This is a genomic window from Micromonospora sp. CNZ280 (assembly GCF_011759515.1).
In genome coordinates this window covers 696,452-720,512 of record NZ_JAAOYP010000005.1, presented here as the reverse complement: position 1 = coordinate 720,512, position 24,061 = coordinate 696,452, and the positions used below count along the sequence as shown (strand labels likewise).

At 72.6% G+C, this 24,061-nt stretch carries 25 protein-coding genes; 9 read left to right on the top strand and 16 right to left on the bottom strand.

Annotated features, from left to right (window positions below):
- Positions 1 to 39 precede the first annotated feature (39 nt).
- Positions 40 to 783: an N-acetyltransferase gene (locus FHX32_RS33830; RefSeq protein WP_167192134.1), complete on the top strand. Its 744-nt coding sequence runs from the start codon at positions 40 to 42 to the stop codon at positions 781 to 783.
- 107 nt (positions 784 to 890) lie between these two features.
- On the opposite strand, the gene FHX32_RS33825 is transcribed toward FHX32_RS33830, so the two are convergent.
- Entirely contained in the window at positions 891 to 1,451 is a 561-nt protein-coding gene (locus tag FHX32_RS33825; protein WP_109899306.1) for an NADPH-dependent FMN reductase, read from the bottom strand.
- 133 nt (positions 1,452 to 1,584) lie between these two features.
- Between FHX32_RS33825 and FHX32_RS33820 the strand changes: the two genes are divergently transcribed.
- Positions 1,585 to 2,040 (top strand): MarR family winged helix-turn-helix transcriptional regulator, encoded by a 456-nt coding sequence (locus FHX32_RS33820; protein ID WP_167192132.1) that lies wholly within the window; start codon positions 1,585 to 1,587, stop codon positions 2,038 to 2,040.
- Between the two features lie 140 nt (positions 2,041 to 2,180).
- Positions 2,181 to 3,032: a hypothetical protein gene (locus tag FHX32_RS33815; RefSeq protein WP_208419662.1), complete on the top strand. Its 852-nt coding sequence runs from the start codon at positions 2,181 to 2,183 to the stop codon at positions 3,030 to 3,032.
- A gap of 104 nt (positions 3,033 to 3,136) precedes the next feature.
- Here FHX32_RS33815 and FHX32_RS33810 read toward each other — a convergent pair whose 3' ends face one another.
- The gene (locus FHX32_RS33810) at positions 3,137 to 3,847 is read right to left on the bottom strand and encodes a DUF1275 family protein (protein WP_208419661.1); all 711 of its coding nucleotides are present in this window, start codon (positions 3,845 to 3,847) and stop codon (positions 3,137 to 3,139) included.
- 111 nt (positions 3,848 to 3,958) lie between these two features.
- Here FHX32_RS33810 and FHX32_RS33805 point away from each other — a divergent pair, with 111 nt between their 5' ends.
- Complete coding sequence (locus FHX32_RS33805; RefSeq protein ID WP_167192126.1) at positions 3,959 to 4,639, top strand: GntR family transcriptional regulator; 681 nt, start codon at positions 3,959 to 3,961, stop codon at positions 4,637 to 4,639.
- 3 nt (positions 4,640 to 4,642) lie between these two features.
- Here the strand turns inward: FHX32_RS33805 and FHX32_RS33800 are convergent, their stop codons facing one another.
- The 7 genes from FHX32_RS33800 to FHX32_RS33770 all read right to left on the bottom strand — a co-directional run bounded on the left by FHX32_RS33800 (position 4,643) and on the right by FHX32_RS33770 (position 13,670).
- Positions 4,643 to 6,430 carry a gamma-glutamyltransferase family protein gene (locus tag FHX32_RS33800; protein WP_167192124.1) on the bottom strand — a complete coding sequence of 596 codons (1,788 nt, stop codon included), beginning with the start codon at positions 6,428 to 6,430 and terminating at the stop codon, positions 4,643 to 4,645.
- A complete protein-coding gene (locus FHX32_RS33795) occupies positions 6,427 to 7,428 on the bottom strand; it encodes an oligopeptide/dipeptide ABC transporter ATP-binding protein (protein ID WP_167192122.1) in 1,002 nt (333 codons plus the stop codon). The genes FHX32_RS33800 and FHX32_RS33795 overlap by 4 nt, the downstream gene beginning before the upstream one ends.
- Positions 7,425 to 8,486 (bottom strand): ABC transporter ATP-binding protein, encoded by a 1,062-nt coding sequence (locus FHX32_RS33790; RefSeq protein ID WP_167192120.1) that lies wholly within the window; start codon positions 8,484 to 8,486, stop codon positions 7,425 to 7,427. Before FHX32_RS33790 ends, FHX32_RS33795 begins: the two co-directional genes overlap by 4 nt.
- Positions 8,486 to 9,370: an ABC transporter permease gene (locus FHX32_RS33785; protein ID WP_167192117.1), complete on the bottom strand. Its 885-nt coding sequence runs from the start codon at positions 9,368 to 9,370 to the stop codon at positions 8,486 to 8,488. Before FHX32_RS33785 ends, FHX32_RS33790 begins: the two co-directional genes overlap by 1 nt.
- Entirely contained in the window at positions 9,367 to 10,323 is a 957-nt protein-coding gene (locus FHX32_RS33780; protein WP_167192115.1) for an ABC transporter permease, read from the bottom strand. The genes FHX32_RS33785 and FHX32_RS33780 overlap by 4 nt, the downstream gene beginning before the upstream one ends.
- Positions 10,324 to 10,328: 5 nt before the next feature.
- Positions 10,329 to 12,005: an ABC transporter substrate-binding protein gene (locus FHX32_RS33775; protein WP_167192113.1), complete on the bottom strand. Its 1,677-nt coding sequence runs from the start codon at positions 12,003 to 12,005 to the stop codon at positions 10,329 to 10,331.
- A 162-nt stretch (positions 12,006 to 12,167) separates the two neighbouring features.
- On the bottom strand, positions 12,168 to 13,670 hold the full coding sequence (locus tag FHX32_RS33770; protein ID WP_167192111.1) for a pyridoxal phosphate-dependent decarboxylase family protein: 1,503 nt from the start codon (positions 13,668 to 13,670) through the stop codon (positions 12,168 to 12,170).
- Positions 13,671 to 13,754: 84 nt separating this feature from the next.
- On the opposite strand from FHX32_RS33770, the gene FHX32_RS33765 reads away from it, so the two are divergent.
- Complete coding sequence (locus FHX32_RS33765) at positions 13,755 to 14,126, top strand: nucleotide pyrophosphohydrolase (RefSeq protein WP_167192109.1); 372 nt, start codon at positions 13,755 to 13,757, stop codon at positions 14,124 to 14,126.
- A 143-nt stretch (positions 14,127 to 14,269) separates the two neighbouring features.
- A complete protein-coding gene (locus FHX32_RS33760) occupies positions 14,270 to 14,998 on the top strand; it encodes a DUF998 domain-containing protein (RefSeq protein ID WP_199235731.1) in 729 nt (242 codons plus the stop codon).
- 15 nt (positions 14,999 to 15,013) lie between these two features.
- Here the strand turns inward: FHX32_RS33760 and FHX32_RS33755 are convergent, their stop codons facing one another.
- From FHX32_RS33755 to FHX32_RS33735, 5 genes are all read right to left on the bottom strand, one after another.
- The gene (locus FHX32_RS33755) at positions 15,014 to 15,577 is read right to left on the bottom strand and encodes a TetR/AcrR family transcriptional regulator (protein ID WP_167192107.1); all 564 of its coding nucleotides are present in this window, start codon (positions 15,575 to 15,577) and stop codon (positions 15,014 to 15,016) included.
- The gene (locus tag FHX32_RS33750; protein ID WP_109899296.1) at positions 15,567 to 16,034 is read right to left on the bottom strand and encodes an SRPBCC family protein; all 468 of its coding nucleotides are present in this window, start codon (positions 16,032 to 16,034) and stop codon (positions 15,567 to 15,569) included. The genes FHX32_RS33755 and FHX32_RS33750 overlap by 11 nt, the downstream gene beginning before the upstream one ends.
- Before the next feature lie 28 nt (positions 16,035 to 16,062).
- On the bottom strand, positions 16,063 to 16,683 hold the full coding sequence (locus FHX32_RS33745; protein WP_167192105.1) for an L-threonylcarbamoyladenylate synthase: 621 nt from the start codon (positions 16,681 to 16,683) through the stop codon (positions 16,063 to 16,065).
- 78 nt (positions 16,684 to 16,761) lie between these two features.
- Positions 16,762 to 18,102 carry a nicotinate phosphoribosyltransferase gene (locus tag FHX32_RS33740; protein ID WP_167192103.1) on the bottom strand — a complete coding sequence of 447 codons (1,341 nt, stop codon included), beginning with the start codon at positions 18,100 to 18,102 and terminating at the stop codon, positions 16,762 to 16,764.
- Between the two features lie 104 nt (positions 18,103 to 18,206).
- Positions 18,207 to 18,920, bottom strand: coding sequence for an alpha/beta fold hydrolase (locus FHX32_RS33735; protein WP_167192101.1), 714 nt, complete (start codon positions 18,918 to 18,920; stop codon positions 18,207 to 18,209).
- Positions 18,921 to 19,004: 84 nt separating this feature from the next.
- On the opposite strand from FHX32_RS33735, the gene FHX32_RS33730 reads away from it, so the two are divergent.
- Both FHX32_RS33730 and FHX32_RS33725 read left to right on the top strand, forming a co-directional pair.
- Positions 19,005 to 19,556, top strand: coding sequence for a TetR/AcrR family transcriptional regulator (locus tag FHX32_RS33730; RefSeq protein WP_167192099.1), 552 nt, complete (start codon positions 19,005 to 19,007; stop codon positions 19,554 to 19,556).
- Between the two features lie 163 nt (positions 19,557 to 19,719).
- Complete coding sequence (locus tag FHX32_RS33725; protein WP_486481463.1) at positions 19,720 to 21,375, top strand: hypothetical protein; 1,656 nt, start codon at positions 19,720 to 19,722, stop codon at positions 21,373 to 21,375.
- 10 nt (positions 21,376 to 21,385) lie between these two features.
- Here the strand turns inward: FHX32_RS33725 and FHX32_RS33720 are convergent, their stop codons facing one another.
- Both FHX32_RS33720 and folE read right to left on the bottom strand, forming a co-directional pair.
- Positions 21,386 to 22,627 carry an FAD-dependent oxidoreductase gene (locus FHX32_RS33720; protein WP_167192097.1) on the bottom strand — a complete coding sequence of 414 codons (1,242 nt, stop codon included), beginning with the start codon at positions 22,625 to 22,627 and terminating at the stop codon, positions 21,386 to 21,388.
- A gap of 19 nt (positions 22,628 to 22,646) precedes the next feature.
- Entirely contained in the window at positions 22,647 to 23,303 is a 657-nt protein-coding gene (folE, locus tag FHX32_RS33715; RefSeq protein WP_449560166.1) for a GTP cyclohydrolase I FolE, read from the bottom strand.
- A gap of 101 nt (positions 23,304 to 23,404) precedes the next feature.
- Here folE and FHX32_RS33710 point away from each other — a divergent pair, with 101 nt between their 5' ends.
- Positions 23,405 to 24,055 carry a helix-turn-helix domain-containing protein gene (locus FHX32_RS33710; protein WP_167192095.1) on the top strand — a complete coding sequence of 217 codons (651 nt, stop codon included), beginning with the start codon at positions 23,405 to 23,407 and terminating at the stop codon, positions 24,053 to 24,055.
- Positions 24,056 to 24,061: the final 6 nt, after the last annotated feature.

Below are 24,061 nucleotides of genomic sequence, written 5' to 3'. Positions count from 1 at the left end.
TGATGTGCGGCTGACGGCCCGGGGGCCTAGGGTGCCGCGGTGACCATCGACATCATGAGCCTGGCGGACCGCCCGGACCTGGCCCCGCTGCTGGAAGAGGACTTCCCCGGGGCGTGGCCGCCGTTCATGCTCTGGGATCCGATGGGCGGGGTGTACTACAGCGTCGCCCACGAGCTGTACCCCGAGTTCGTGTTCGCCGCCGTCGACTCGGACGAGCCGGAACGCGCCGTCGCAAAGGCGTACGCCGTGCCGCTGCGCTGGACCGAGCCGGAGCTTCCCGACGGCGGCTGGGACCGGATGATCCAGCGGGCCACCGTCAACCGGCTCACCGGCGCCCCCCCGAACCTCGTGTCGGCCCTGGAGATCTGCATCCGGCCCGACCGGCGCGGCACCGGCCTGTCCGCGCGGATGCTCGACGCCATGCGGCAGACGGTCGCGAAGCGGGGTTACGACACGCTGGTCGCGCCGGTCCGCCCGAACGGCAAGCACAACCAGCCCGACGTGCCGATGACCGAGTACGCCACGCAGGTCCGCGCGGACGGCCTGCCGGTCGACCCGTGGCTGCGGGTGCACGTCCGCGCGGGCGGTCGTATCGAGCGGGTGGCGCCCCGGTCGATGGTGATCAGCGGGACGCTGGACGACTGGCGCGGCTGGACCGGCCTGCCCTTCGACACCGACGGGCCGGTCCACGTGCCGGGCGCGCTGGTGCCGGTGCAGTGCGACCTGACGCACGGCCACGCCGTCTACGTCGAACCCAACGTCTGGGTCCGGCACCGGCTGTGACGCGGGGGGCGCACCGGCCGCGGTCGACGCTGACCGTGGATCCGTGCCGGTGCGTTCCCCCGCGCCGTTCCCGGTGCCCGGCGGTCACTCCGCCGGGCTGACCGGGGTCAGCGGTGGCGCAGCGGCGCGAGCGCGCCGCTCCAGGCCACCACCTGGTCGAGGGTGGTGTTGAGCGCGCCACGCTGGAACTCGTTGGGCGTGAAGACGCTGAAGTTCTCGAAGTCGGTAAAGAGCGACAGCGCGACCTGGGCGCGTACGTCGGCCATCTGGAGCTCGCCGGCGATCAGCCGCAGGTGCTCCACCGCCCGGGTGCCGCCGGCCGAGCCGTAGCTGACGAACCCGACCGCCTTGTTGTTCCACTCCGCGTAGAGGAAGTCGATGGCGTTCTTCAGTGCGCCGGAGGTGGAGTGGTTGTACTCGGGCGTGACCATCACGAAGCCGTCGAACGAGGCGATGGTGCTCGCCCAGCGCTGAGTGTGTGGCTGGGTGTACTGGCCCAGCGAGGGCGGGATGCTCTCGTCGAGGTGGGGCAGCTGGTAGTCGAGCAGGTCGACGAGCTCGAACTCGGCGTCGGTGCGCTGCTTGGCGACGTCGAGGACCCAGCGGGCCACCGCTTCGCCGTTCCGCCCGGGGCGGGTGCTGCCGAGGATGATGCCGATCCTGGTCATCGTGGTGCCTTTCTGACATGGGGGTCGAGCCCTGCTGGGCCCACGATACAGAACTTGCTTCGTCAAGCAACTTCTTCCCGGCATGGCGCCGGTCACAGGCTGGTTGTTCGGTCAAGCAACTATGCTGGTCGGTATGGCCGACGAGCGTCCGCAGCCGCTGAACCCGGAGGAGGAGGCGTTGGTCCGTGCGCTGCGCCGGGTGATGTACGTCCTCCCCCGCGCCATCGACGCCGACATGACCGGCGACGGACAGCTGCCACTCACCGAGTACACCGCCCTGATGCACCTCTCCGAGACGCCCGACCGGCAGCTGCGGATGAACGAACTGGCGGCGGCGTGCGAACTCTCGCTCAGCGGGATGACCCGCACCATCAACCGCCTGGAGGGCCAGGGCCTGGTCGAGCGGGTCAAGTGCGCCGACGACGCCCGGGGCTGGAACGCCGTCCTCACCGACGCCGGCCTCGCGCGGCTGGAGCGCTCCTGGCCGAGCCACCTGGCCGCGGTACGGCGACGGTTCCTCGACCACTTCCAGGGCTTCGACCTCGCTCGACTGGCCCACGCGTTCGAGCGGGTCGGCACGGCCGACTGACCCCGCACCGGACAGGAACCGGCCGCGAATCGCCCGCCGCGGCGGCGCAGGGACCTGGCCGGGCCGCCATAGAATCGATGGCGGTTCATGCCCCGCGGGCCGGGGCGTCCCGGGCGGGTACGGCGGAGGGCGGTGCGGGCATGGGGCCGGACGAGCGGAAACGGCTGTTCGAGCAGGCGCGCGAGTACTCCACCCGGCAGCACATGTGGACGGAGGCGGACCGCCTCTGGGTCAAGGTGATCGACGCCTACCGGGACGCCACCCGCCGTCCCGGACCGGTCGACTCCGAGGACCGGCGACAACTGGCCCGGGCGCTGTGGCGGCGGGCGATGCTGCTGTCGGCGCTGGGCCGCCCCGGCCCCGGGATGGTGCCCGGGCGTGAGGCGGTGGCGATCTTCGAGCAGCTCAACGATGCGGCGCGGGGCACCGGCCAGGACCATGCCGCGCCCCGCCCCGACGAGGCGTTGGCCGAGCTGGTCACCGCCGTGGTCGACGTCGCCGAGATCGCCTTCGCGGCCGGGCAACCCGCCGCCCGGGTCCAGTTGCTGGAGCGGGCGATCGCCGCGGGGCTGCTCACGGTCGGCTCCCCGACGGCCGCCGGCCCCCGCACCCGGGAGGCGCTCGGCACGGCGTACCACAACCAGGCGACTGCGCTGCTGCACCGCGCCCTGACCGGGTCGACCGGCGACCTGGCGGAGGCGGCGCTGGCCGCCTCCCGCGCCTGCGAGCTGCGCCAGGGTCTGCTCGACCCGACCCGTCCGCTCAGCCGCTGGGAGCTGGCCAACACCTACGGCCTGTACGCGCAGTGCCTGGTGCTCATCGGCGACGTCGACCGGGCCGGCACCGTGCTGAAGCTGGGCAACCGGTTGACCGGCACGCTCGGGCCGGCCGGCGCCGAACCGGCGTTGAAGCTGCGCGTCGCCGCCGAGATGCTGGCCCAGCAGCGGGGCGGGGTGCCCCGGCCGCGCCGCTGGGGCTGGCGGCGCCGCTGAGCCGAGACCTGACGCCCAACCACGCCGTCCACGTCGAACCCGACGTCCGGGCCGGACGCCGGTTGCGGCCGTCGTCCCGTCGAGCACCAGCCCTCGCCCACCGATCAGGTCCGGCGCGCGTTGACATCGGAGGAAGGCTTCTTCGCCATTCGCGCGGACACGGCGATGACGAACCCGAGCGGCACGATCAACAGTGCCGGTGCCCAGGCCGGCAGGCGGAGGGCGACCAACGCACCGACAGCGGCTCCGCTCATCAGGGCCAGCAGGACGTGCGTCTTCGGCCGAAGGCTGTGCCACGGCTTTCGAGCGGCGACGCCGGCGATCAGACTGGTGAGTGTGCCGGTCAGGTAGGTGGAGGAGAGGCCAGGGACGCCGAACCGCTGGATGGCGCTGCTCTGCACTCCCAGCGCCGCTGCCGACAGCATGAGGAGCGTGAGATCGACGTGCTCCGAGCGGTCGGAGAGGTCGATCTCCCAGACGACGAGGAACACGACGAACACCAGGAACTCCAGCACGAGCGCTCCGGTGACCCGCCGTGGCCACACGGGATCGTCAGGTTGAGCCGCGCCGGCGAGCCGCGCGCCCGCGAGGACACCGGCGATGAAGCTGACGATGGCGCTGCCCGAGGTCAGGGCGAGCTCGGCCTCGCCGCGGCCCGCCGAGAGCCCGAGCAGCACCATGTTGCCCGTCATGACGCTCGCGAAGGCCCCACCGAGGGAGAGGAAGCCGAGTGCGTCGGCGCTTCCGGTCAGGAAGGTGAGCACGACGACGAGGGCGTGCCGGCGCCGAAGCAGATCCGGTTGCCCTCCCGGCATGACTCGTGAACGTATGACTCGTGGCACTGTTCTCAGCACTGTCAGCCATCCCTAGACCGATTGTTCTTCGTATACACTTCGCCATGGACGGTTCACGGAGAGGCGATCGGGTTGACTGAAGACCTGCGGGACAAGCTCGGCGCTCAACACCTGCCGCTACGCGACCAGGTCCTCGCCGCACTACGGACCGCCATCATCAACGGCGACTACCTTCCCGGAGAGCGGCTGACCGAAGACCGGTTGGCCGAGGACTTCGGTGTCTCCCGTAACCCGGTTCGGGAGGCGCTGCGCGTCGCTGAGGCGGAGGGTTTCGTCGTGATCCTGCCCCGCCGCGGGGCCGTCGTCGCCTCGCCGAGCAGCGGCACCATCGCCGACATGTTCGCCGTACGCGAGCGTCTGGAGGCGCTGGCCGCCCGGTTGGCGGCCGAGCGGGCCACCGCGGCGGACGTGGCCGCGCTGCGGAACCTGCTGGACCAGGGCCGCGAGGCGACGCAACGGCAGGATCTGCGCCGGGTCGCCGAACTGAACAGCGCCCTGCACCTGCGAATCCTCCAGATCAGCGGAAACCCCTGGCTGTCGTCGATAGCCAAGGCGCTGTACCTCCATGTGCAGTGGGTCTTCCGGCTGGGGGCCGCGCAACGGGCGCCGCACTCGTGGGCCGAGCACATCCAGCTGGTCGACGCGATCGAGTCCGGCGACGGCGACCGGGCCGAACGGGCCGCACTCGCCCACCTCGACGCCGCGTCCGCGGCGGCGTACGAGAACGCCGAGGGCGGGTACGGGGCCCGCTGACGGCTACCGACCGCAGGCGTAGCCCTGCATGCCGCGGGGGTTCGCTCCGGCTGCGAGCACTCCGCTGGTCGGGTCGCGGGTCACGGCGCAGAGCCGGCCGAGGCTCCACGGGTCGGACAGCCGCACCTCGTGCCCGTATGCCCGCAGGGCCGCCAGCACCTCCGGGTCCAGGCGGTCCTCCATCACCAGGACGCCGGGTTCGACGTCGCGCGGGTAGAACGACGCCGGCAGGCTGGCGGTGTGCCACATGGGCGCGTCGATGGCCTCCTGCAGGGACTGTCCCCCGGCGAGATGGCGGAGCAGGAACAGCAGCTGCCACTGGTCCTGCTGATCGCCGCCGGGCGTGCCGCACGCCAGTACGGGCTCCCCGTCGCGGTGCACCATCGTCGGGCTCAGGGTGGTACGCGGTCGGCGTCCCGGCGCGAGCGACGACGCGACACCTTCCTCCAGCCAGAACATCTGCAGCCGGCTGCCGAGCGGGAAGCCGAGATCCGGAATGGTGGGAGAGCTCTGCAGCCAGCCGCCGCTCGGCGTCGCGGAGATCATGTTCCCCCAGCTGTCGACCACGTCGACGTGACAGGTGTCGCCGCGGGTCACGCCGTCCGACTTCACCGTCGGCTCCCCCGTCGTGGGATCCGCCGGGTCGGCGCGACGTCCGGCACCGCGGCAGACCTGGCGCGGCAGAACGGGATCTGCCCCGTCGGGGCGCCCCGGCCGCAGCTCCGCCGACGCCCGTTGCCCGATCAGGGCTGCCCGCTCCCTGGCGTACTCCCGGGACAGGAGTGCCTTCGCGGGCACGTCACCATCGCCGTACCAGGCCTCGCGGTCGGCGAAGGCAAGTTTGAGCGCTTCGGCCTGGGCGTGGATGCCGGCCGCGGTCGCCGGGTCGTACACCCGGTGGTCGTCGAGCGCGTCGAGTACGGACAGCGTCTCCAGCAGTACCGGGCCCTGGCCCCAGAAGCCGGTCTTTGCCACCGAGTAACCGTGCCAGTCGAGGGTGACCGGCTCCTCCCAGGTGGCGGAGAAGGCGGCCATGTCTGCGCCGGTGACGAGGCCGGCGTGGGAACGCCCGCTGGAGTCCTGGAACGGCTGCCGACTGAACCGGTCGATCGCCTCAGCGACGAAACCTTCCCGCCAGGCGCGACGTGCGGCCTCGATCTGTGCCTCGCGGTCGGGGCCGCTCGTCCGGCCGGCGTCGACCAGTCTTCGCAGGGTCCGCGCGTAGGCCGGGTTGGCGAACAACTTCCCCGCCGTCGGCGGCTTGCCGTTGCGCAGCCATAGCTGAGCGGAGGTGGGCCAATGCTCCTCGAACAACGAGCGCACGGCGGCGACCGTGTCGCCGACCCTGCCGACCAGCGGGTGACCGGCGCCGGCGTAACCGATCGCCGGTTCCAGCACCTCCTCCAGGGAGGACGTGCCATGGTCCCGCAGCAGAAGCAACCAGGCGTCCACGGCACCCGGCACGGCCGCCGCGAGCGGGCCGGCCCCGGGAATGAGCTCCATCCCGAGCGACCGGAAGTGCGCGATGGTGGCGCCGGCGGGCGCCGGCCCCTGCCCGCACAGCACCTTCGGCGCCGGGTCCTGGGCCGTCGCCACGATCGCCGGCACCTCACCGCCGGGCCCGTTGAGATGCGGTTCGACGACGTGCAGGACGAATCCCGCGGCGACGGCCGCGTCGAAGGCGTTCCCACCGCGCTCGAGGATGCCCATGGCCGCCTGGCTGGCGAGCCAGTGCGTCGAGGAGACCATCCCGAAGGTTCCCTGCAACGTCGGCCTGGTGGTGAACGTCATGACAACACCTCATTCGGGTCGGTGGCCCGGACATCGGGCCGGCTGCCGTCCGCCTGGACCAGGTGGCAGGCGGCCATGCCCCCACCGACCTCCACCTGCTCCGGCACCTCAGCCGCACACCGATCGAACGCGAGCGGGCACCGGGTACGGAAGCGGCAGCCGGACGGAGGATCCAGCGCCGACGGCAGGTCGTCGCCGAGCAGGACCGGCTGACGCCGGCGTTGGCGGACCGGATCGGCCACCGGTGCGGCCGCCAGCAGCGCCTGGGTGTAGGGGTGAGCGGGTCGCGTGAAGATCTGCTCGCGGGAACCTTTCTCGACGAGCTGGCCGAGGTACATGACGGCGATGTCGTCGGCCAGGTACTCCACCGCGGACAGGTCGTGGGTGATGAAGAGGCAGGCGAATCCGATGTCCCGCTGCAGGTCGGCGAGGAGGTTGAGCACCGACGCCTGCACGGACACGTCGAGCGCGCTGGTGGGTTCGTCCGCGATGAGCAGCATGGGCTCGGAGATCAGTGCCCGGGCGATGCTGACGCGCTGGCGTTGCCCTCCGGAAAGCTCGTGGGGATATCGGCGGGCGACCTCGGGTCGGAGGCCGACCCTGCCCAGTTCCGTGGCAACGCGAGCCTCCCGGTCACGTCGCGAGAACCGCCCACCGGACAGGCGTAGCGGCTCCGCCACGATGTCACCCACCAGCATCCGCGGGTCGAGCGAGCCGGCGGGGTCCTGGAAGACGATCGACACGGTGCTCCGGTACGGGCGCAGCTGTCGCCGGGACAGGTGGGTGACGTCCGTTCCGGCTATCCTGACCACGCCCGCGGTGGGCTCCACGAGCCGCACCACGCATCGACCGACTGTCGACTTGCCGGAGCCGCTCTCCCCCACCAACGCGGTGACTCGACCCTTGGGGATGGCGAGCGAGACGCCGTCCACGGCCCGCACCGGCCCGAAGTGCATCACCAGGTCCTCGAGTTCGAGGGCGTTCGGCTGCGGCGTCATGTGTTCGTCTCCTCAGGTTGCGTCCGAGGCGTCGGGCAGGGATGCCAGCAGGCCGCCAGGTGGTCCGTCGCCGCGGGCGTGGTTCCGGTCCGGACGACCTCGAGCGCCGGGGCGTTGGTGCGGCACCGCGAGTCCGCGGTTGGGCAGCGGTCCGCGAACGTGCAGGCATCGGGCTGGGCCGACAGCACCGGCACGAGACCGGGTATTTCCTGTAGGCGCTCGGTGCCGGCGTGCCTGCCGGGCGTCGGCGAAGCCGACAGGAGCCCGGCCGTGTACCGGTGGCACGGGTGCGCGAACAGGTCGGTGACCTGCGCTCGTTCGACCACCCGCCCGGCGTACATGACGACGACGCGGTCCGCGATGTCGGCGATCACGCCGAGGTCGTGCGTGATGATGAGGATGGTCGTGCCCAGCCGGTCGCGCAGGTCTCGGAGCACCTGGAGAATGCCGGCCTGGACCGTGACGTCCAGGGCGGTGGTCGGCTCGTCGGCCACCAGCACCTTCGGGCCGCAGGCCACCGCCATCGCGATCATCACCCGCTGGCGCATGCCCCCGGAGAGCTGATGGGGATAGTTGTCGACTCGCGTCGGGGCGGACGGGATACCGACCAGCGACAGCAGTTCGACGGCCCGGGCCCGGGCGGCGCGCCGGGACATCCGCTCGTGGACCTGGAGCACCTCTGCGATCTGGCGCCCGACGGTGAGCACCGGATTCAACGACGTCATCGGTTCCTGGAAGATGTAGGCGATCTCCTTGCCACGCACCCGGCGCAGCACCGACTCGCGGCTGCCGACGAGCTCGGTCCCGTTCAGCCGCACGGAGCCGGAGATTCGGGCGCTGTCAGGGAGCAGGCCCGCGATGCTCATCGCCGTGACGCTCTTTCCGCAACCCGACTCGCCCACCATTCCGACGATCTCTCCGGAGACAAGATCCAGGTTCACCCGGTCCACCGCCGAGACGGTTCCGCCCTCGGTCGTGAACACGATCGAGAGATCGCGTACCGCCAGCACGGGTGTGCCGACCGCGGCGCCGGCACCGGCTCGTTCAACCGTCGTCATCACCGGTCTCCCTTCGGGTCGAGCGCGTCCCGCAGGGCGTCGCCGAAGACGTTGAACGCCAGCGCCAGCCCCATGATCACGACACCGGGGAGGACCGCTGCCCACGGGGCGCGAGCCGCGAACTGCTGGGCGGTGGCCAGCATGGTTCCGAGACTGGGGGCCGGGGGTTGGATGCCGAGGCCGAGGAAGGACAGCACCGCCTCGCCCAGGATCGCGGCCGGGATCGCGACCGTGGCCTGCACCAGGATCACCGACGTCGCGTTGGGCATGATGTGCCGGGCGAGCACCCACAGGTCACTCGCGCCGTCCACGACGGCCGCCGCGACGAAGTCCAGCGACTTGAGCCGCAGGGTGTCCGAACGCACCACGCGGATCACACCCGGGATCTGGGCCACCCCGATGGCCACAGCGGCGTTGCCGAGGCTGGCGCCCCGGATGGCGGCCAGCCCCACCGCCATGATCAGGAACGGGAACGCGAGCAGCAGGTCGGTGAAGCGCGAGATCACGGCGTCCCAGGCCCGGAAGTAGCCCGCCGCGAGCCCGAGCGGAACCCCGATGGCCAGGGAGGTGGCTACCGCCAGGAGGGCCACCTGCAGGGAGGCCCGCGCTCCGAGCATGATGCGGGACAGGACGTCACGACCCAGGTCGTCGGTTCCCAGCACGTGCCCCGGCGTGCCCGGGGGCGAGAACGTGTGGGCGAAGTCGGTCTGCTCGACTGAGTAGGGGGCGATCCAGGGCGACAGCAGGGCGATGACGGCCGCCACCGCGAGGACGACGAAGCTCACGACGGCGAGCGGGTTCCTCCGCAACCGCCGCAGGACCCGGGTCCGCCGGGTGATGCTGGCGGGGCCGGTCTCCGCCATCGGAACAGAGAGGACGCTCATGCCGGGTCCCCCGTCACCCTTATCCGTGGGTCGATGACCGAGTAGAGCAGATCCACCAGGAAATTGATCACGATGTAGGCCGTCGCGGTGAGCAGGACGACGGCCTGGATGACCGGGTAGTCCCGCTGGAAGACCGCGTCGATGGTCATCTTGCCGAAGCCCGGGAGCCCGAAGATCTGCTCGGTCACGACCGCTCCGGAGATCAGCCCTCCGAGTTGGAGGCCCACGATCGTCACCACCACGATCAGACTGTTCCGTAGGGCATGCCGAGTGATGACGGCCCGTGGTCGAAGGCCCTTCGCCTTCGCCGTACGCACGTAGTCGGAGGAGAGCGAGTCGAGCATCGCCGAGCGCGTCTGTCGCATGATGATGGCGGCGAGGCCCGTGCCGAGGATCACGGCCGGCAGGACGATGTGGTGCAGGTTGTCCAGCGGATCCTCCAGGAACGGCACGAATCCGGAGGCCGGAAAGAGCCCTGTGGCCACGGAGAGGTAGAGGATCGCGAGCAGACCGAGCCAGAAGTGCGGCACCGACAGGCCGACGAGGGCCAGCCCGTTGGCGAGCCACTCCGCCGGATGCCCGCGGCGCACCGCCGCGAGCACTCCGGCGCCGACGCCCAGCGCCGCGGCGATGAGGATCGCCAGGACGGAGAGCTCGGCCGTGACGGGCAGGGCGGTGGTGAGCATCGACGAGACCGGGATGCCGGTTCGGATCGACTCGCCGAAGTCGCCCTGCACGACGCGTTCGACGTACTGCGCGAACTGCAGTGGCAACGGTTGGTCCAGGCCGTAGTGGTGACGGATGGCCGCCAGCGCCTCCGGGGACCGGTCCTCCCCCGCGAGGGCGAGGGCCGGGTCCCCGGGGAGGGCCCGCACACCGAGGAACACCACGACGGTCGACAGCAGCAGAGTCAGCGCTGAGTGCCAGGCGCGCGTGATCAGATACCGGGCCACGAGACCTACTTGGTGAACCCGGCGAAGGCCGCACGGATCACGCCGTCCGGGAAGACCTGCAGGCCCTGGACGGTCTTGGAGACGGCGGTCAGGTTCCGCTGCCGGTAGAGATAGATCAGCGCGTCATCCTGCTGGAGGATCGTCACCGCCTGGCCGTACAGCTTCTTGCGCTCCTCGAGGTCGTTGGACTGACGAGCCTGGGTCAGCACGGCGTCGAGCTGGGGGTTGCTGTAGCCAGAGACGTTCTGGCTCCCGCCGGTGCCCACGAAGTTCGTGATGTTGGCGTCCGGGTCGATCCGGCCGCTCCAGCCCAGTTGCAGCAGCTCGAAGTTGCCACGGTCCTGCTCGTCGAGGAGGGAGGAGTACTCCACCGGGTTTATCTTGAGGTCGAATCCGCCGTCCTTGACCATCGCCTGGAGCGCCTGCGCCAGACGCAGCGTGTCGGGCGTGTTCGACGCGAGCATCGTCACCGGGTACGGCGTCTGGACGCCCGCTTCGGCGAGCAGTTGCTTGGCCTTCGCCGGGTCGTGCGCCGGGCAGGCCTGCGCCTCCGGTGACGAGAACGGGCTCGCGGGCGAGATCGGTGAACAGGCGACGGCGGGGATGCCGTTGAAGACCGCCTGGACCAGCGCCTTCCGGTCGATCGCGTGCTCGAAGGCCTGCCGGACCTTGGCGTTCTGGGCGATGGGGCGGTTGATGGGCTTGGGTGTGGTACCGACGCCATCGACGTTGCCGATGTTGAAGGTGAGCCCCTGGTAGCCGAGGGACTGCGACTGCAGGACGGAGAGCGAGCTGTCGGCCTGCAACGCGGCGACGTCCTGGGTGGAGACGCTGTCAGCGACCTGGGCATCGCCGGAGCGCAGGTTGGCCGCGCGGATGCTCGCATCGCTGAGGATGCGCCACGAGATGGCGTCGAGGTGGACCTTGGCGGCGTCGTAGTAGTTCGGGTCCTTCACGACGTCGATGGAGTTCTGCGGCACCCGCTTGGCGAACTTGAAGGGCCCGACGCAGACCGGGGCCGAGGCGAAGTCGTCGCCCAGGCTCTGCAGTGCCTTCGGGCTCATGATCATGCCGGCCCGGTCCGCCAGCGCGCCGAGCAGCGGCGCGAACGGCTGCTTCAGGCGTACGACGACGGTCTGGGCGTCGGGCGTGTCCACGCTCTCGATCGGGCCGAGTTCGCTCTTGCGCGCCGACCGGGCGTTGGTCAGGTGTCGTTGCAGCGTGGCCTTGACCGCGGCGGAGTCGAACGGCGTGCCGTCCGCGAAACGCGCGCCCTGACGTAGCGGAATCGTCACTGATCGGCCGTCGCTGCTGGTGGTGGGTAGTGCCGTCGCCAGTTGCGGCACCACCTGCGCCCGCTCGTCGACGTCGTAGAGCTTCTGGCACATCGCCTGGAAGACGTAGCGCGAGTAGAGGCTCCGGGAGAGGGTCGGGTCCAGCGCGTCGGGTTCCGCCGAGAGCGCGATGACGAGCTTGCCGCCCTGCTTCACCGCGGCCGGGTCTGCCGGTGCACCGAAGAAGTCCTGGCCGGTCGGCTGGCCGTCACCGGACTGCGTGCCACTCCCGCTGTTCGACACCGGCGAGCAGGCCGCGACGGCACAGACGACAGCGACCGCCGCCACAGTGGCCCGGAGTGGACGGAGCCAACGCGGGCTCGTTTCGCTGACGGAGAGGTTCGTCATTGGGAGCTCCTCGAGTGGGCGATTCGGGGAGCGTATGTTGTATACGAAGCCTGGCGCAAGACCTTCGTCGATGGCTGCCGAACCTCGCGTTCGCAGGGCGATGAGGGACGGGACCCGACCGTAGGAGCCGCCGCGCGGCCACTGCGGCGACGACCTCGATTGCTACTCGGCGCCGGACAGCGCGGCGGCGCGGCGTACGTCGTCCAGCAGGACCGCCATGTCCGACCGGGTGGTGCGGTAGTTGAGCACACAACCGCGCAACGCGAAGCGACCGTTGACGGTCGCGTTCGACAGGTACGAACTGCCGGCCTGCTGCAACGACACCATGATGCGCTCGTTGAGGCGGTCCAGCTCCTCCTCGTCGGCCTCGGACCGGGACCCGGTCCGCGCCGCCGGCGGCAGGTAGCGGAAGCAGAAGATGGAGAGCCCGACCGGGGCGAGCAGCTCGAAGTCGTCGCTCGCCTCGACGAGTTCCGCGACGTAGCGGGCACAGTCCAGGTTGGCCTCGATCGCCTCCCCGATCGCCCGGGAACCGGCGTGCCCCAGCAGCATCCACACCTTGAGGGCCCGGAAGCGCCGGGAAAGCTCCAGGCCGTAGTCCCAGAACGCGAACGCCTCGGCGGGCTCGGTCTGCGTGACCCGGGTGTAGTCGGCGTCCAGGCTGAAGGCGGCGCGCGCCGCCTCGGGATCGCGGTAGATCAGGCAGCCGCAGTCGGCGGGCAGGTAGAGCCACTTGTGCGGATCGAGGGCGATCGAGTCGGCCTCCGCCAGGCCGTCGAAGAGTGGGCGGGCCGAGGGGGCCAGCCGGGCGAAGCCGCCGTAGCACGCGTCGACGTGCATCCACAGCCCGTACCGGCGGGCGACCGCCGCGATCTCCGGCAGCGGGTCGACCGCCCCGGTGACGACCGTGCCCGCGGTCGCCACCACGCAGAACGGTTCCGCGCCCGCCGCCCGGTCCGCCTCGATGGCGCGTACGAGGTCGTCGACGTCCATCCGGAACCGGGCGTCGACCGCCACCTCTCGTACGTTCGCCCGGCCGATGCCGAGCAGCGCGGCAGCCTTGTGCACCGAGTGGTGGGTCTCCGTGGAGACGTAGACGCGCAACGGTGCGGGGTGGGCGCTCGCGCCACGGGTGGCGACCTCGTCGCCGCAGTGGCGGTGCCGGGCGGCGGCGAGCGCCGTGAAGTTGGCCATCGAGCCACCGCTGGTGAAGAGGCCGCCGGCGCTCGGGTGACACCCGAGCGCTTCCTTGATCCAGTCGATCGTGACGTGCTCCAGCTCGGTGGGCGCGGGCGCCGATCGCCAGGCGGGCAGATTCGCGTTCAGCGTCGACGCGAGGAGGTCCGCGACCGACGCGACCGCCGTGCCCGGCGCCGAGACGTACCCGAAGAAGCGCGGATGCCCGTTGTGCCGGCTGCCCGGCACGATCACCTCGCGGAAGACCTCGAGCAGGTCGGCGAAGTCGCGACCCTCGACGGGCAGCGGCTCGGCGAGTTGCTCCCGCACCGCGGCGGCAGTGGCGCGCGGAGCGATGGGCAGGTCGCGGAGCGAGGCGTGGTAGGCGGCCATCCACTCCACGGCCTGGCCGGCCAGCTCGCTGATCGTTGCGGGTGAGGGGTCCAACGCGGAGTCGACGCCGCGCCGCTCGGGAGACGTGGAACTCATGGCGGGAGAGTAGTTCGACCGGGCGACATTCCTCCGTGCCCGCTGGTGCCTCGACCGCCGTCCGGGCCCGTATCCTCGACGACCATGACGGCCGAACCCGAGGAGCCCGGACGCTGCGCGCATGCCCTGCTCCGCGAACGGGTCCGCCGGTTCGCCGAGGACCGCGACTGGCAGCCGTTCCACACGCCGAAGAACCTCGCCATGGCGCTCGCCGGTGAGGTGGGTGAGCTGCTCGCCGAGTTCCAGTGGCTCACCGCCGAACAGTCCGCCGAGGTGCTCGCCGACCCGGCGGCCGGCGCCCGGGTGCGGGCGGAGATCGGCGACGTGATGATCTACCTGACCCGCCTCGCCGACGTGCTCGGCGTCGACCTGGCCGAGGCCGCCCTGGCCAAACTGGACGCGGCCGCCGCCCGCTACCCGGTCGAGGAGGCGAAGGGTTCGGCTGCCAAGCGGTGACCCCGGGTGGCGGATTGACACCGGCGTCTCCCCGGGATTCCACTGGTGGGAGCGGCTCCCGAGCCCGCCGGTAGCGGGTGCGACGGTTGGCCGGCCACGTCAGCCGGCGCGCAGCGGCGCCGCTGTGACACCTGGGAGGGATCATGGACTCCTCGCCCGTCAGGCCACCGCAGGACGCCCAGACCATCCGCCGGCTGCGCCTCGGCGTCGGGGTGGTCGGGATCGCGCTGCCGTTCGTGCTGACCGTCGGCCACGCGCTGGTCACCGGCACGCCGGCCCTGCTCACCTCGATCAGCGCCTACTACTACACCGAACTGCGGGACGTCTTCGTCGGCAGCATGTGCGCGGTCGGGGTCTTCCTCATCTCCTACCGGCAGCGCAAGGTCGACGACCTGCTCGGCACGATCGCCGGGGTGCTGGCCATCGCGGTCGCGCTGTTCCCGGCCGCGACGCACGACCCGGGCGGCCCGGTCACCGCCACCGACGTGCTGGTCGGTCGGGTGCACCAGGTCTCGGCCGCGGCGCTGTTCGTGCTCCTCGCGATCTTCTGCATCGTCCTGTTCCCGCGCACCGATCCGCGTATCGGTGAGGCGCGGACCCGGGTCCGCGATGGCCTGTACCGCGCCTGCGGTGGGGTCATCCTGGCCGCCATCGCGCTCGCCGTGGCGAGCAACGCGCTGCCGGAATCCACTCGCGACACGCTGCGGCCGCTGTTCTGGTGCGAGGCGGTCGCGGTGCTCGCCTTCGGGATCGCGTGGTTCGTCAAGGGCGAGGCGATGTTCCGGCACGCGCGGGAGGCCCGGCGCGGAAAGCAGGACGGGCTGGCGCGCGCCCCGGATCCGGCACCGAGCCCGGCACCCGGTGCGCCGTAGCGTCGAGCGCGCGGGTCAGTCCGGACGCGGGGCCGTGACGAGCTGCGCGAACAGGTCGGCGGCCGCGTCCAGCACCTCCCGGTCACCGGTGACCAGCAGGTCCAGCAGCAGGCCACGGGTGGCGGCGAGGGCGAGCCGGGCCCGCTGGCGGGCCTGCGCCGCGTCGAAGCCGAGGCGCACGAACAGGTCCTCGACGGGACCGGCCCAGGCGGCGATGACGGTGGCCCGGAACGACTCGGTCCAGCTACGACCGAACAGTGCCTGCGCGTAGATCTCGAAGAACAGCCGCTCCGCCGGGGCCAGTTCGGGATCCGCGAGGCGCCGCCAGAACCGCCGGCTCACCTCGACCGGGTCGTCCAGCCCGTCGGCAAGTGCGGCGAGCGCCGCGCGCTGCTCGGCCTCGATCCGCCGGACGACCTCGGCGAGCAGGCCCTCCCGGCTGCCGAAGTGGTAGATCAGCATGCGGTGGCTGGTGCCCGTACCGACGGCGATCTCGCGCAGGCTGAGCTGGCTGAACCCGCCCTCGGTCAGGAAGGCGACGCAGCGGTCGAGCAGCGCCGCGCGGGCGTCACCGGCCACCGGTGGGCGCCGCGCCGTCGCCGGCCGCCGCAGCGGCCGGGTCCTCGGCGGCCGCGGCGAGGCCGGCCGCCTCCATCCGCAGGTAGCGTCGGGTCTTCGCCGCGGTCAGCAGCGCGACCAGCCCGGCGAGGGCACCGGTCTGCCGGATGCCCACGGTGATCCGGGTGGCTCCGTCCGGCTGGCGTTCGACGCGGTGGTACGCGACGGTGTGCACGCCCGGCGCCGTTGCCTCCCAGGCGAACGACGCGCCCTCCCGGAGGTCGCAGACCCGCCACACAGTGGTCGGGAGGCCGGGCTGCCGGACCCGGAACCGGCTGCCGGTCACGAGCGCCGGCCCGTCGAGGGGCTCCACCGAGGACATCGACGCCGTCCACCGGGGATATTCCGTCACGTTCCGCACCGCCGCCCACGCGCGGGCGGGGTCGGCGGCGGTGGTGATGGTCTCCTCGTAGTCCATGTACCAGATGGTACATGGACCGGGGTAGTCACTCGAAGCGGGACGGGTCCCCGGCGCCCCGGCGCAGGATCTCCGGCTCCGGCTGCGACAGGTCGACCACGGTCGTCGGCTCCTTGCCGCAGTCACCGGCGTCGAGCACGGCGTCGACCAGGTGGTCGAGCCGTTCCTTGATCTCCCAGCCCTGGGTCAGCGGCTCGTCCTCCCCCGGCAGCACCAGGGTGCTCGACAGCAGCGGCTCGCCCAGTTCGGCCAGCAGCGCCTGGGCGACCGTGTGGTCCGGCACCCGTACGCCGACGGTGCGCTTGCGGGGATGCAGCAACCGGCGCGGCACCTCGCGGGTCGCCGGCAGGATGAACGTGTAGCTGCCCGGGGTGCTCGCCTTCACCAGCCGGAAGGCCGCGTTGCTCACCTTGACGAGCTGGCCGAGCTGGGCGAAGTCCCGGCACACCAGCGTGAAGTGGTGCCGGTCGTCCAGGTGCCGGATCTCCCGGATCCGCTCCAGCCCGTCGCGGTTGCCCAGCTGACAGCCCAGGGCGTAGCAGGAGTCCGTGGGGTAGGCGACCAGCCCGCCGTCGCGGATCAGGTCGACGACCTGCCGCAGGGCCCGGGGCTGGGGGTTGTCCGGGTGCACGTCGTAGTACCTCGCCATCCACCGAGACTAGGCGCTTCCCGGCGGCCCTGCCCTCCCCCGGCAGGCTGGTGACCGCCGCGGCCGGCACCGGCCCGGTCAGTACCGGCCGCCACTGCCGACCCGCGCGGCCACCCGGTCGTGCAGCGCGGCCAGCGCCGGGCTCACCGCGGCGGTGAGCGGCGTCGGGTCGGCCAGCCGCCGCGCCGCCTCCGGCAGCCAGGCGAGGTCGGCGTCGAAGCGGGCGCGGGCGGCGCGGACCTCACCGGCCGGGTCGGCCGGGTCGAGGCGCCGGCCGCCGCGCATCACCGGCACCAGCAGCGGCTCCCGGTCGCCCGGCGGCGGCTCGTCGCGCAGCCCCACCACGTCGCCGCTGGCGCCGGTGGGATCGCGGAAGACCTGCTTCGGTCCGGGCAGGGTGGCCTTGCCCGGGGACAGCTTGAGCACCGGCCGGTCGCCGACCGCCACCAGCTTGTACGCGCTGTCCAGCGACGGCGCGTCGTAGGAGACGCCCATCCGGGTGCCCACGCCGTACCCGTCGATCGGTGCGCCGGCGGCGACGAGCGCGGCGATGACGTCCTCGTCGAGGCTGCCGCTGGCCACGATCTGCGCCCGGGGCAGCCCGGCGTCGTCCAGGATCGCCCGGGTCTGCTTGGCCAGCGCGGCCAGGTCGCCGGAGTCGAGCCGGACGCCGAGCGGCCCGGTCAGGCCGAGTTCGGCGACCACGTCGACGGCCGCCCGCACGCCGGCCGGCGTGTCGTAGGTGTCGACCAGGAAGATCGGGTTGGTCGGGAAGTCGGTGGCGAACGCCCGGAACGCCGCCCGCTCGTCCGGAAACGCCTCGACGTACGAGTGGGCCATCGTGCCGGACGGCTTGAGCCCGTAGCGCCGGGCGGCCTCGACGTGGCTGGTGGCGGCGAAGCCGGCGATGGCCGAGGCGCGGGCCACCCCCGCCCCCGCCTCGATGCCGTGGGTACGGCGGAAGGCGAAGTCGATCAGCTGGGCGTCACCGGCGGCGAGCCGGCAGCGGGCAGCCTTGCTGGCGACGGTGGTCTGGAAGGTGATCAGGTTCAGCACGCCGGTCTCCACGAGCTGCGCCTCGGCGAGCGGCGCGGTGATCTCCAGCAACGGCTCGTCGGCGAAGACCACCCGTCCCTCCGGCACGGCCCGGACGTCGCCGGTGAACCGGATCCCGGCCAGCGCGGTCAGGGTCTGCTCGTCGAAGCCGCCGACGTCGCGCAGGTAGGCCAGGTCGTCGTCGTCGAACGCGAAGCTCTCCAGGAAGGTCAGCGCGTCGGCCAGCCCGGCCGCCACCAGGAAGCCGCGCCGCGCGGGCAGGCGGCGGGCGAACAGGCTGAAGGTGGCGGGCTCGACCAGGCCGCGGCGCAGGTAGCTGGCCGCCATCCGCAGCTCGTACAGGTCGGTCCGCAACCCGGTCATGCCGTCTCCTCGACCACGCCCCCACTGTGGCCGAGCGGGTGCGGCCACGTACCGCGAACGGAAGAACCGGCGGCCCGGGGCCGGGCGGGGCGGGGTGGCCCGGCTCAGCGTGCGGCGGGATGGCGCCGCTCGGCGTGGGCGGCCGCGTCCTCGATCAGCCGGGCCAGCCGGATCGGGTCGGCCAGCACCGTGACGTGGCCGGTGCGTGGCAGCCGGATCAGCCGACCGTCGCGGCAGGCGGCCAGGTACGACCGCTCGTCGGCGCGGAACGGGTCCCGGTCGCCGTTGACCAGCCAGACCGGGCCGGGATAGGCGGCCAGGGCGCCGAGCTGGTCGTGGCCGGCGACCGCCGCGACCACCGCCGGCATCACCTCGCTGGACAGGCCGCCGGCCACGACGGCGTCCGCCGCCGGGCGCGGCAGGGCGCGGCGGAAGGCGTACGCGCTGAGCTGGTTGGCCTGCTCCGGGAAGCGCGCGGCGAGCGCGGCCGCCCCGCGGTAGAGCCCGACGAGCCGGGTGGGCCGTGCGGTGCAGCCGATGGCGACCAGCCCGGCCACCCGCTCGGGGAAGCGGCCGGCGGCGGCGATGCCGACGAAGCCGCCGAGCGACAGGCCGGCGACCAGCGCCCGCCCGCCGACGTGGTCGACCGCGGCGGCGACCGCCTCGGTGGCGGCGGCCATGGTGAAGGGCTCGCCGCGGCGGGCGCCGTGGCCGGGCAGATCGACCGCGTGCGCGGGCCGGTCGAGTTGGCCGACCACCGGCTCCCACATGGTGCGGCTGACCCGGATGCCGTGGACGAGGACGATGGGCAGGGCCATCTGCGCTCCTTTCAACCGCAACGCAACGGTGCGTTGCGGTACCAGTAGAACACAACGCAACGGTGCGTTGCTATCCTGCTCGGCGTGGCACCACGCAGGCAGCAGGAGATCTTCGACAGCACGCTCACGCTGCTGGCCGAGAAGGGCTACGACGGCCTCACCATCGAGGCGGTGGCCGAGCGCGCCGGGGTGAACAAGACGACGATCTACCGGTGGTGGCCGTCCAAGGCCGCGCTGCTGGCGGACGCGCTCGTCGAAGCGCCGCTGCTCGACCTCCACACCCCGGACACCGGCACCCTGCGCGGTGACCTGACGGCGGTCGTGGGCGCCATCGTCGCGCTCCTCACCACGCCGCCCTCATCGGACGTGGCCGTCGCGGCGCTCGCCGCCTCCGCCCACCGGGCCGAGCTGGCGTCGGCCACCCAGCGGTTCTTCGCCGACCGGCTGGCCCGCGAGCGTCCCATCTTCGAACGGGCCGTCCGCCGGGGCGAGCTGACCCCCGACGCCGATCCCATGACGATCATGGACGCGCTCGCCGGAGCCGTGTGGTGCCGCGCGGTGTTCCGGGGGCGGCCGATCGACGACGCCTTCGTCGACCGCACGGTGGCGATGGTCCTGCACGGCGTGGCCGACTGACCGGCGACACCAGCCTCGGGGCGGCACCCGGTCCGCGCGGCCCGCCCGCGACCGCCGGCCCACTTACACCGAACGGAGCAGCACAAACAGCGGCAACCGGGGTAAGCAGCGCCGCGCGGGGATCCCGCGACGCAGGATCGGTTGCCGGCAGGAGCTGCTTGACGTGCGTACGTCCGAGGGGGCCGGGGTGGCTCCACGGCTCGGGAGGACCCTCCCGCTGCTCACGCTGGCCGCCGTCCCGCCCGCGCTGGAGGCCGCCGTGCTGGCGGCGCTCAGCTTCTACTCCGCGAGCGGGCTCGCGCCGCAGGCCACCGCCGTCTGGCCGTACGACTCCTACCACGACCTACGCTGGCTGCTGGTCTACCACAACTCCTGGTCGACGTTCCTGCTCGGCCTGCTGGCGGTGACCGCGGTGCGGGGTCTGCTGTCGGCGTGGATGACCGGCCTCGCGTGGCCCGCGCACACGCCCCGCCCGTCGTACCGCTGGCTGATCCGGCGCAACATCGAGGTGGCCGCCCTCGCCACGGTGATCATCTCGCCGTGGGCCGCCCTCGCCGTGGCGTACTCGGCGGTCGCGCTGTCGTGGTATCTGCTGGCGTCGCTGCTGCCCATGCTCGTGCTGGCGCCGTTCCTGGCCCGCGGCGGCGTGGTCAGCCGGTGGTGGCGCGGCCTGCCCTCGGCGGCCCTGTTCGGCTGGTCGCTGCTCAACTTCGTGGTCCTCACCGCCGCCGGGGCGATCATGTCGGCCGTGCCGCTGTGGTGGGGCGTGCCGATCGCCGCCGCAGCCGGCGCGGCCAACGGGCTGCTCTGGCGAAGCACGGTCGCCGCCGCGGCGTTCCAGGCGCCGGTGCGCCTGCAACGGGTGCCCGTGGCGCCGCTGGCGATCGTCGTCACCATGGCCGGCTCGGTCTTCGCCGAGGCCGGCGTCGGCATCGCGGCCGGCGGGTCGGGCGACTGGCGGGCTCCGGTGCTCACGGAGCATCTCGAGGAGCGGATCCCCTACGCCGTGATCGCCATCGCCGGGCACGACTCCAGCTACGACGGCCGCCCCGCGGTGGACCCGCGGGTGGAACGGTTCTCCTACCGCGGCCTGGACGACCGGGAGCGCCCGCTGCCCTACCAACCGCAGGACACGCACCAGTCGGTGGGCTCCAGCGCCGCGCTGCTCTCCCAGCACATCGACTCGCTGCAACGCCGGACCGGCCGGCCGGTGGCGCTGCTCGGCGAGAGCGAGGGTGCCATGGTGGCCCGGATGTACCTGGAACGGTGGCCGGAGTCACCGGTGGACGCGGTCATCATGTTCAGCCCGCTGACCCGCCCCGGCCGGGTCTACTACCCGCCGGCCGGGTACGACGGCTGGGGCGTGGTCGCCGGATGGGAACTGCGGCTGGTCGCGGCGCTGTCCAACCTCACCAAGGAGGTCGACAGCGACCCGGACGAGCCGTTCGTCCGGTCGGTGCTCGCGGATGCGCCCTTCTACCGCAACCGCACGCTGTGCCCGGTTGCCGGAGTCCGCATGATCGCGTACCTACCGACCGTCTCCGCCGTCGAGGCACCGCCGGGCGAGTACTCCCGGATCCCCACCGTCGAGGTGCCCGGGCTGCACGCGTTCCCGCTCGACCAGGCACTGGTGCAGGAGACCGTGATGGCCTTCCTGGCCAACGAGCCGGTCGACCGGCCCCGCCGGGAGTACCGGCTCTTCCAGCACCTCGGCGCCGCCTGGCAGGCGCCGCCCCTCGCCATCGGGCTCAACCCCATCTGGTCGGCGAACCGCGAGGCCGACCCGGCCTTCAGCGGGCGGATCTGCGAAGCCCAGTGACCGAGGGCGGTCAGCCGGGTTCTTGGGTGACCAGGCTGTCGAGGGCGACGCCGGGGTCGGCCAGCCGGTCGGGGTCGACCGGCTGCCGGGAGCGGATCAGCTCCTTGATCGGGTGGGTCACGTCCCACACGTTGACGTTCATGCCCGCCAGCACCCGCCCCCGGGAGGTCCAGAACGCGATGAACGCGCCGCCGTCGAGGTCACCGCGGACGACCACCCGGTCGTACGAGCCCGGCGGGGCGTGGCCGGTGTACTCCATGCCCAGCTCGTACTGGTCGGTGTAGAAGTAGGGCAGCCGGTCGTAGCTGACCGGCCGGCCGAGCAGGCCGCGGGCGGCGGCCGGCCCGGAGTGCAGGGCGTTGGCCCAGTGCTCGACGCGGACCCGGGTGCCGAGCAGCGGGTGCTGGGCGTTGGCCAGGTCGCCGGCGGCCCAGATGTGCGGGTCGTCGGTGCGCAGGGTGTGGTCGACGAGGACGCCGTCGTCGACCGCGAGGCCGGCCCGCTCGGCGAGTTCGGTGGCGGGCCGCACCCCGACGCCGACGACCACGAGGTCGGCCGGGAGGGTGGTGCCGTCGGCCAGCCGGACGGCACTGACCCGACCCGTCCCCTGGAAATCTTGCACCTGCGCCCGGAAGTGGAAGGTGACCCCGTGGTCGCGGTGCAGGTCGGCGAAGACGGTGGCGAGCCGGTCGCCGAGCACCCGGTGCAGGGGCAGGTCGGCGACCTCGACGACGGTGACGGTGGCGCCGCGGGTGCGCGCGGCGGCCGCCACCTCCAGGCCGATCCACCCGGCGCCGACCACCACCACGTTCGCGCCGTCGACCAGCGCCTGGCCGACCCGGTCGCTGTCGGCGAGGGTACGCAGCCGCAGCACCCCGTCGAGGTCCGCGCCGGGTACCGGCAGGGTGCGCGCCCGCGCCCCGGTGGCCAGCAGCAGCCCGCCGTAGCGCAGGCGCTGCCCGTCGGCCGTCTCGACCGCACGCGACACCCGGTCCAGCCCGGTCACCCGGGTGCCGGTGCGCAGGTCGACGTCGTGTTCGGGATACCAGCCGGCGTCGTGCACGTGGACGCTGTCCCGCTCGGCGGTGCCCAGCAGCAGGCCCTTGGACAGCGCCGGCCGTTCGTACGGGCGCTCGGCCTCCTCGCCGAGCAGGACGACGTCGCCGTCGTACCCCTCCTCGCGCAGCGTCTGGGCGGCCCGGGCGCCGGCCAGGCCGGCGCCCACGATCACGATCGGACCTTGCTCGGTCACTGTTCCTCCTCGTACGGATTCACGGGCGGGCGCCGACGCCGGTCAGCGCGAAGAACTCGGCGCGCGAGCGCGGGTCGTCGCGCAGCGTGCCGAGCAGCGTCGAGGTGACGGTGGTGGCGCCGACCGCGCGCACCCCGCGCAGGCTCATGCAGAGGTGCTCGGCCTCGACGACCACCCCGACCCCCTTCGGCCGCAGCTGCGCGGCGAGCCAGTCGGCGATCTGCCGGGTCAGCCGTTCCTGGACCTGCGGGCCGTGCGCGAAGAGCTCCACCACCCGGGCGAGCTTGGACAGCCCGAGGATCCGCCGGCCGGGCAGGTAGCCGACGTGGGCGACGCCGAGGAACGGCAGGAAGTGGTGTTCGCACACCGAGCGGATCGGGATGGAGCGGGCGACGACGAGTTCGTCGTAGCCCTCGTCGTTGTCGAAGGTGGTGAGCCGGAACTCGCGCGGGGTGAGCAGTTCGGCGTAGGCGCGCGCCATCCGGCCCGGCGTGTCGGCCAGCCCGTCGGCGTCGACGTCGACGCCGAGCGCCGCGAGGAAGGCGGCCGCGGCCCGTTCGGCGGCGGCCAGGTCCCGGCCGGGCCGACGCCGCAGCACCCGCAGCGGGCCCGGTCCGGCCTCGTCCTCGGCGACCGACGCACCGTCGGTCGTGGACGCCGGGTCCATCAGGTCCATGTCGGCCACCCATCCGTTTTCGCCAACCACCATTGTCGTTATTCATGCTGGACCCGGCGCGGCGGAATTTCAATAGCGAGCGCTGGTGATAATCTCGGGGGGTGCCGGACCGGTGGACCGCCGTGGCCGCGCTCGCCGATCCGTCCCGGCGGGCGCTGTACGACCACGTCCGTCACCAGGACCACCCGGTCAGCCGCGAGGAGGCCGCCGACGCCACCGGGATCACCCGCGGGCTGGCCGCCTTCCACCTCGACAAGCTCGTCGACGCCGGCCTGCTGCGCGCCCACTACCAGGCGCCACCGGACCAGCCCCGGGGCCGGGGCCGCAGCCCCAAGGTGTACGAGCCGGCCGGCGACGGGCTCGCCGTGACGATCCCGGAACGCCGCTACGAGTTGATCGCCGAGATCCTCGCCGACGCGGTCGCCGAGGACCCGACCCGCGCCGACGACGCCGCACGTCGCCTCGCCGGGCAGCGGGGCCGCGACCTCGGTGCCGGCCTGGCCGCGGACGGCTGCGGGATCCTGTCCGCGCTGGACGGGCTCGGCTTCGAGCCGCGGCCCGACGCGTCGCGCCGGGTGCTGCTGCACAACTGCCCGTTCCACGCCCTGGCCACCCGGCACACCGCGCTGGTCTGCGGGCTCAACCACGCCTTCCTCACCGGGTTGCTCGACGGGCTCGGCGCGGCGGGCGCCGAGGCCCGGCTGGCGCCCCGCCCCGGGGCCTGCTGCGTGCAGCTGGATCTGCCGTCCTGAACTCCG

Bases quoted from the DNA above. Each gene is read 5' to 3' on its own strand.
- FHX32_RS33825 (WP_109899306.1), bottom strand. From the start codon at position 1,451: ATGACCAGGATCGGCATCATCCTCGGCAGCACCCGCCCCGGGCGGAAC.
- FHX32_RS33820 (WP_167192132.1), top strand. From the start codon at position 1,585: ATGGCCGACGAGCGTCCGCAGCCGCTGAACCCGGAGGAGGAGGCGTTG.
- FHX32_RS33815 (WP_208419662.1), top strand. From the start codon at position 2,181: ATGGGGCCGGACGAGCGGAAACGGCTGTTCGAGCAGGCGCGCGAGTAC.
- FHX32_RS33810 (WP_208419661.1), bottom strand. From the start codon at position 3,847: ATGCCGGGAGGGCAACCGGATCTGCTTCGGCGCCGGCACGCCCTCGTC.
- FHX32_RS33800 (WP_167192124.1), bottom strand. From the start codon at position 6,430: ATGACGTTCACCACCAGGCCGACGTTGCAGGGAACCTTCGGGATGGTC.
- FHX32_RS33795 (WP_167192122.1), bottom strand. From the start codon at position 7,428: ATGACGCCGCAGCCGAACGCCCTCGAACTCGAGGACCTGGTGATGCAC.
- FHX32_RS33790 (WP_167192120.1), bottom strand. From the start codon at position 8,486: ATGACGACGGTTGAACGAGCCGGTGCCGGCGCCGCGGTCGGCACACCC.
- FHX32_RS33785 (WP_167192117.1), bottom strand. From the start codon at position 9,370: ATGAGCGTCCTCTCTGTTCCGATGGCGGAGACCGGCCCCGCCAGCATC.
- FHX32_RS33775 (WP_167192113.1), bottom strand. From the start codon at position 12,005: ATGACGAACCTCTCCGTCAGCGAAACGAGCCCGCGTTGGCTCCGTCCA.
- FHX32_RS33770 (WP_167192111.1), bottom strand. From the start codon at position 13,670: ATGAGTTCCACGTCTCCCGAGCGGCGCGGCGTCGACTCCGCGTTGGAC.
- FHX32_RS33765 (WP_167192109.1), top strand. From the start codon at position 13,755: ATGACGGCCGAACCCGAGGAGCCCGGACGCTGCGCGCATGCCCTGCTC.
- FHX32_RS33760 (WP_199235731.1), top strand. From the start codon at position 14,270: ATGGACTCCTCGCCCGTCAGGCCACCGCAGGACGCCCAGACCATCCGC.
- FHX32_RS33750 (WP_109899296.1), bottom strand. From the start codon at position 16,034: ATGGACTACGAGGAGACCATCACCACCGCCGCCGACCCCGCCCGCGCG.
- FHX32_RS33745 (WP_167192105.1), bottom strand. From the start codon at position 16,683: ATGGCGAGGTACTACGACGTGCACCCGGACAACCCCCAGCCCCGGGCC.
- FHX32_RS33740 (WP_167192103.1), bottom strand. From the start codon at position 18,102: ATGACCGGGTTGCGGACCGACCTGTACGAGCTGCGGATGGCGGCCAGC.
- FHX32_RS33735 (WP_167192101.1), bottom strand. From the start codon at position 18,920: ATGGCCCTGCCCATCGTCCTCGTCCACGGCATCCGGGTCAGCCGCACC.
- folE (WP_449560166.1), bottom strand. From the start codon at position 23,303: ATGGACCTGATGGACCCGGCGTCCACGACCGACGGTGCGTCGGTCGCC.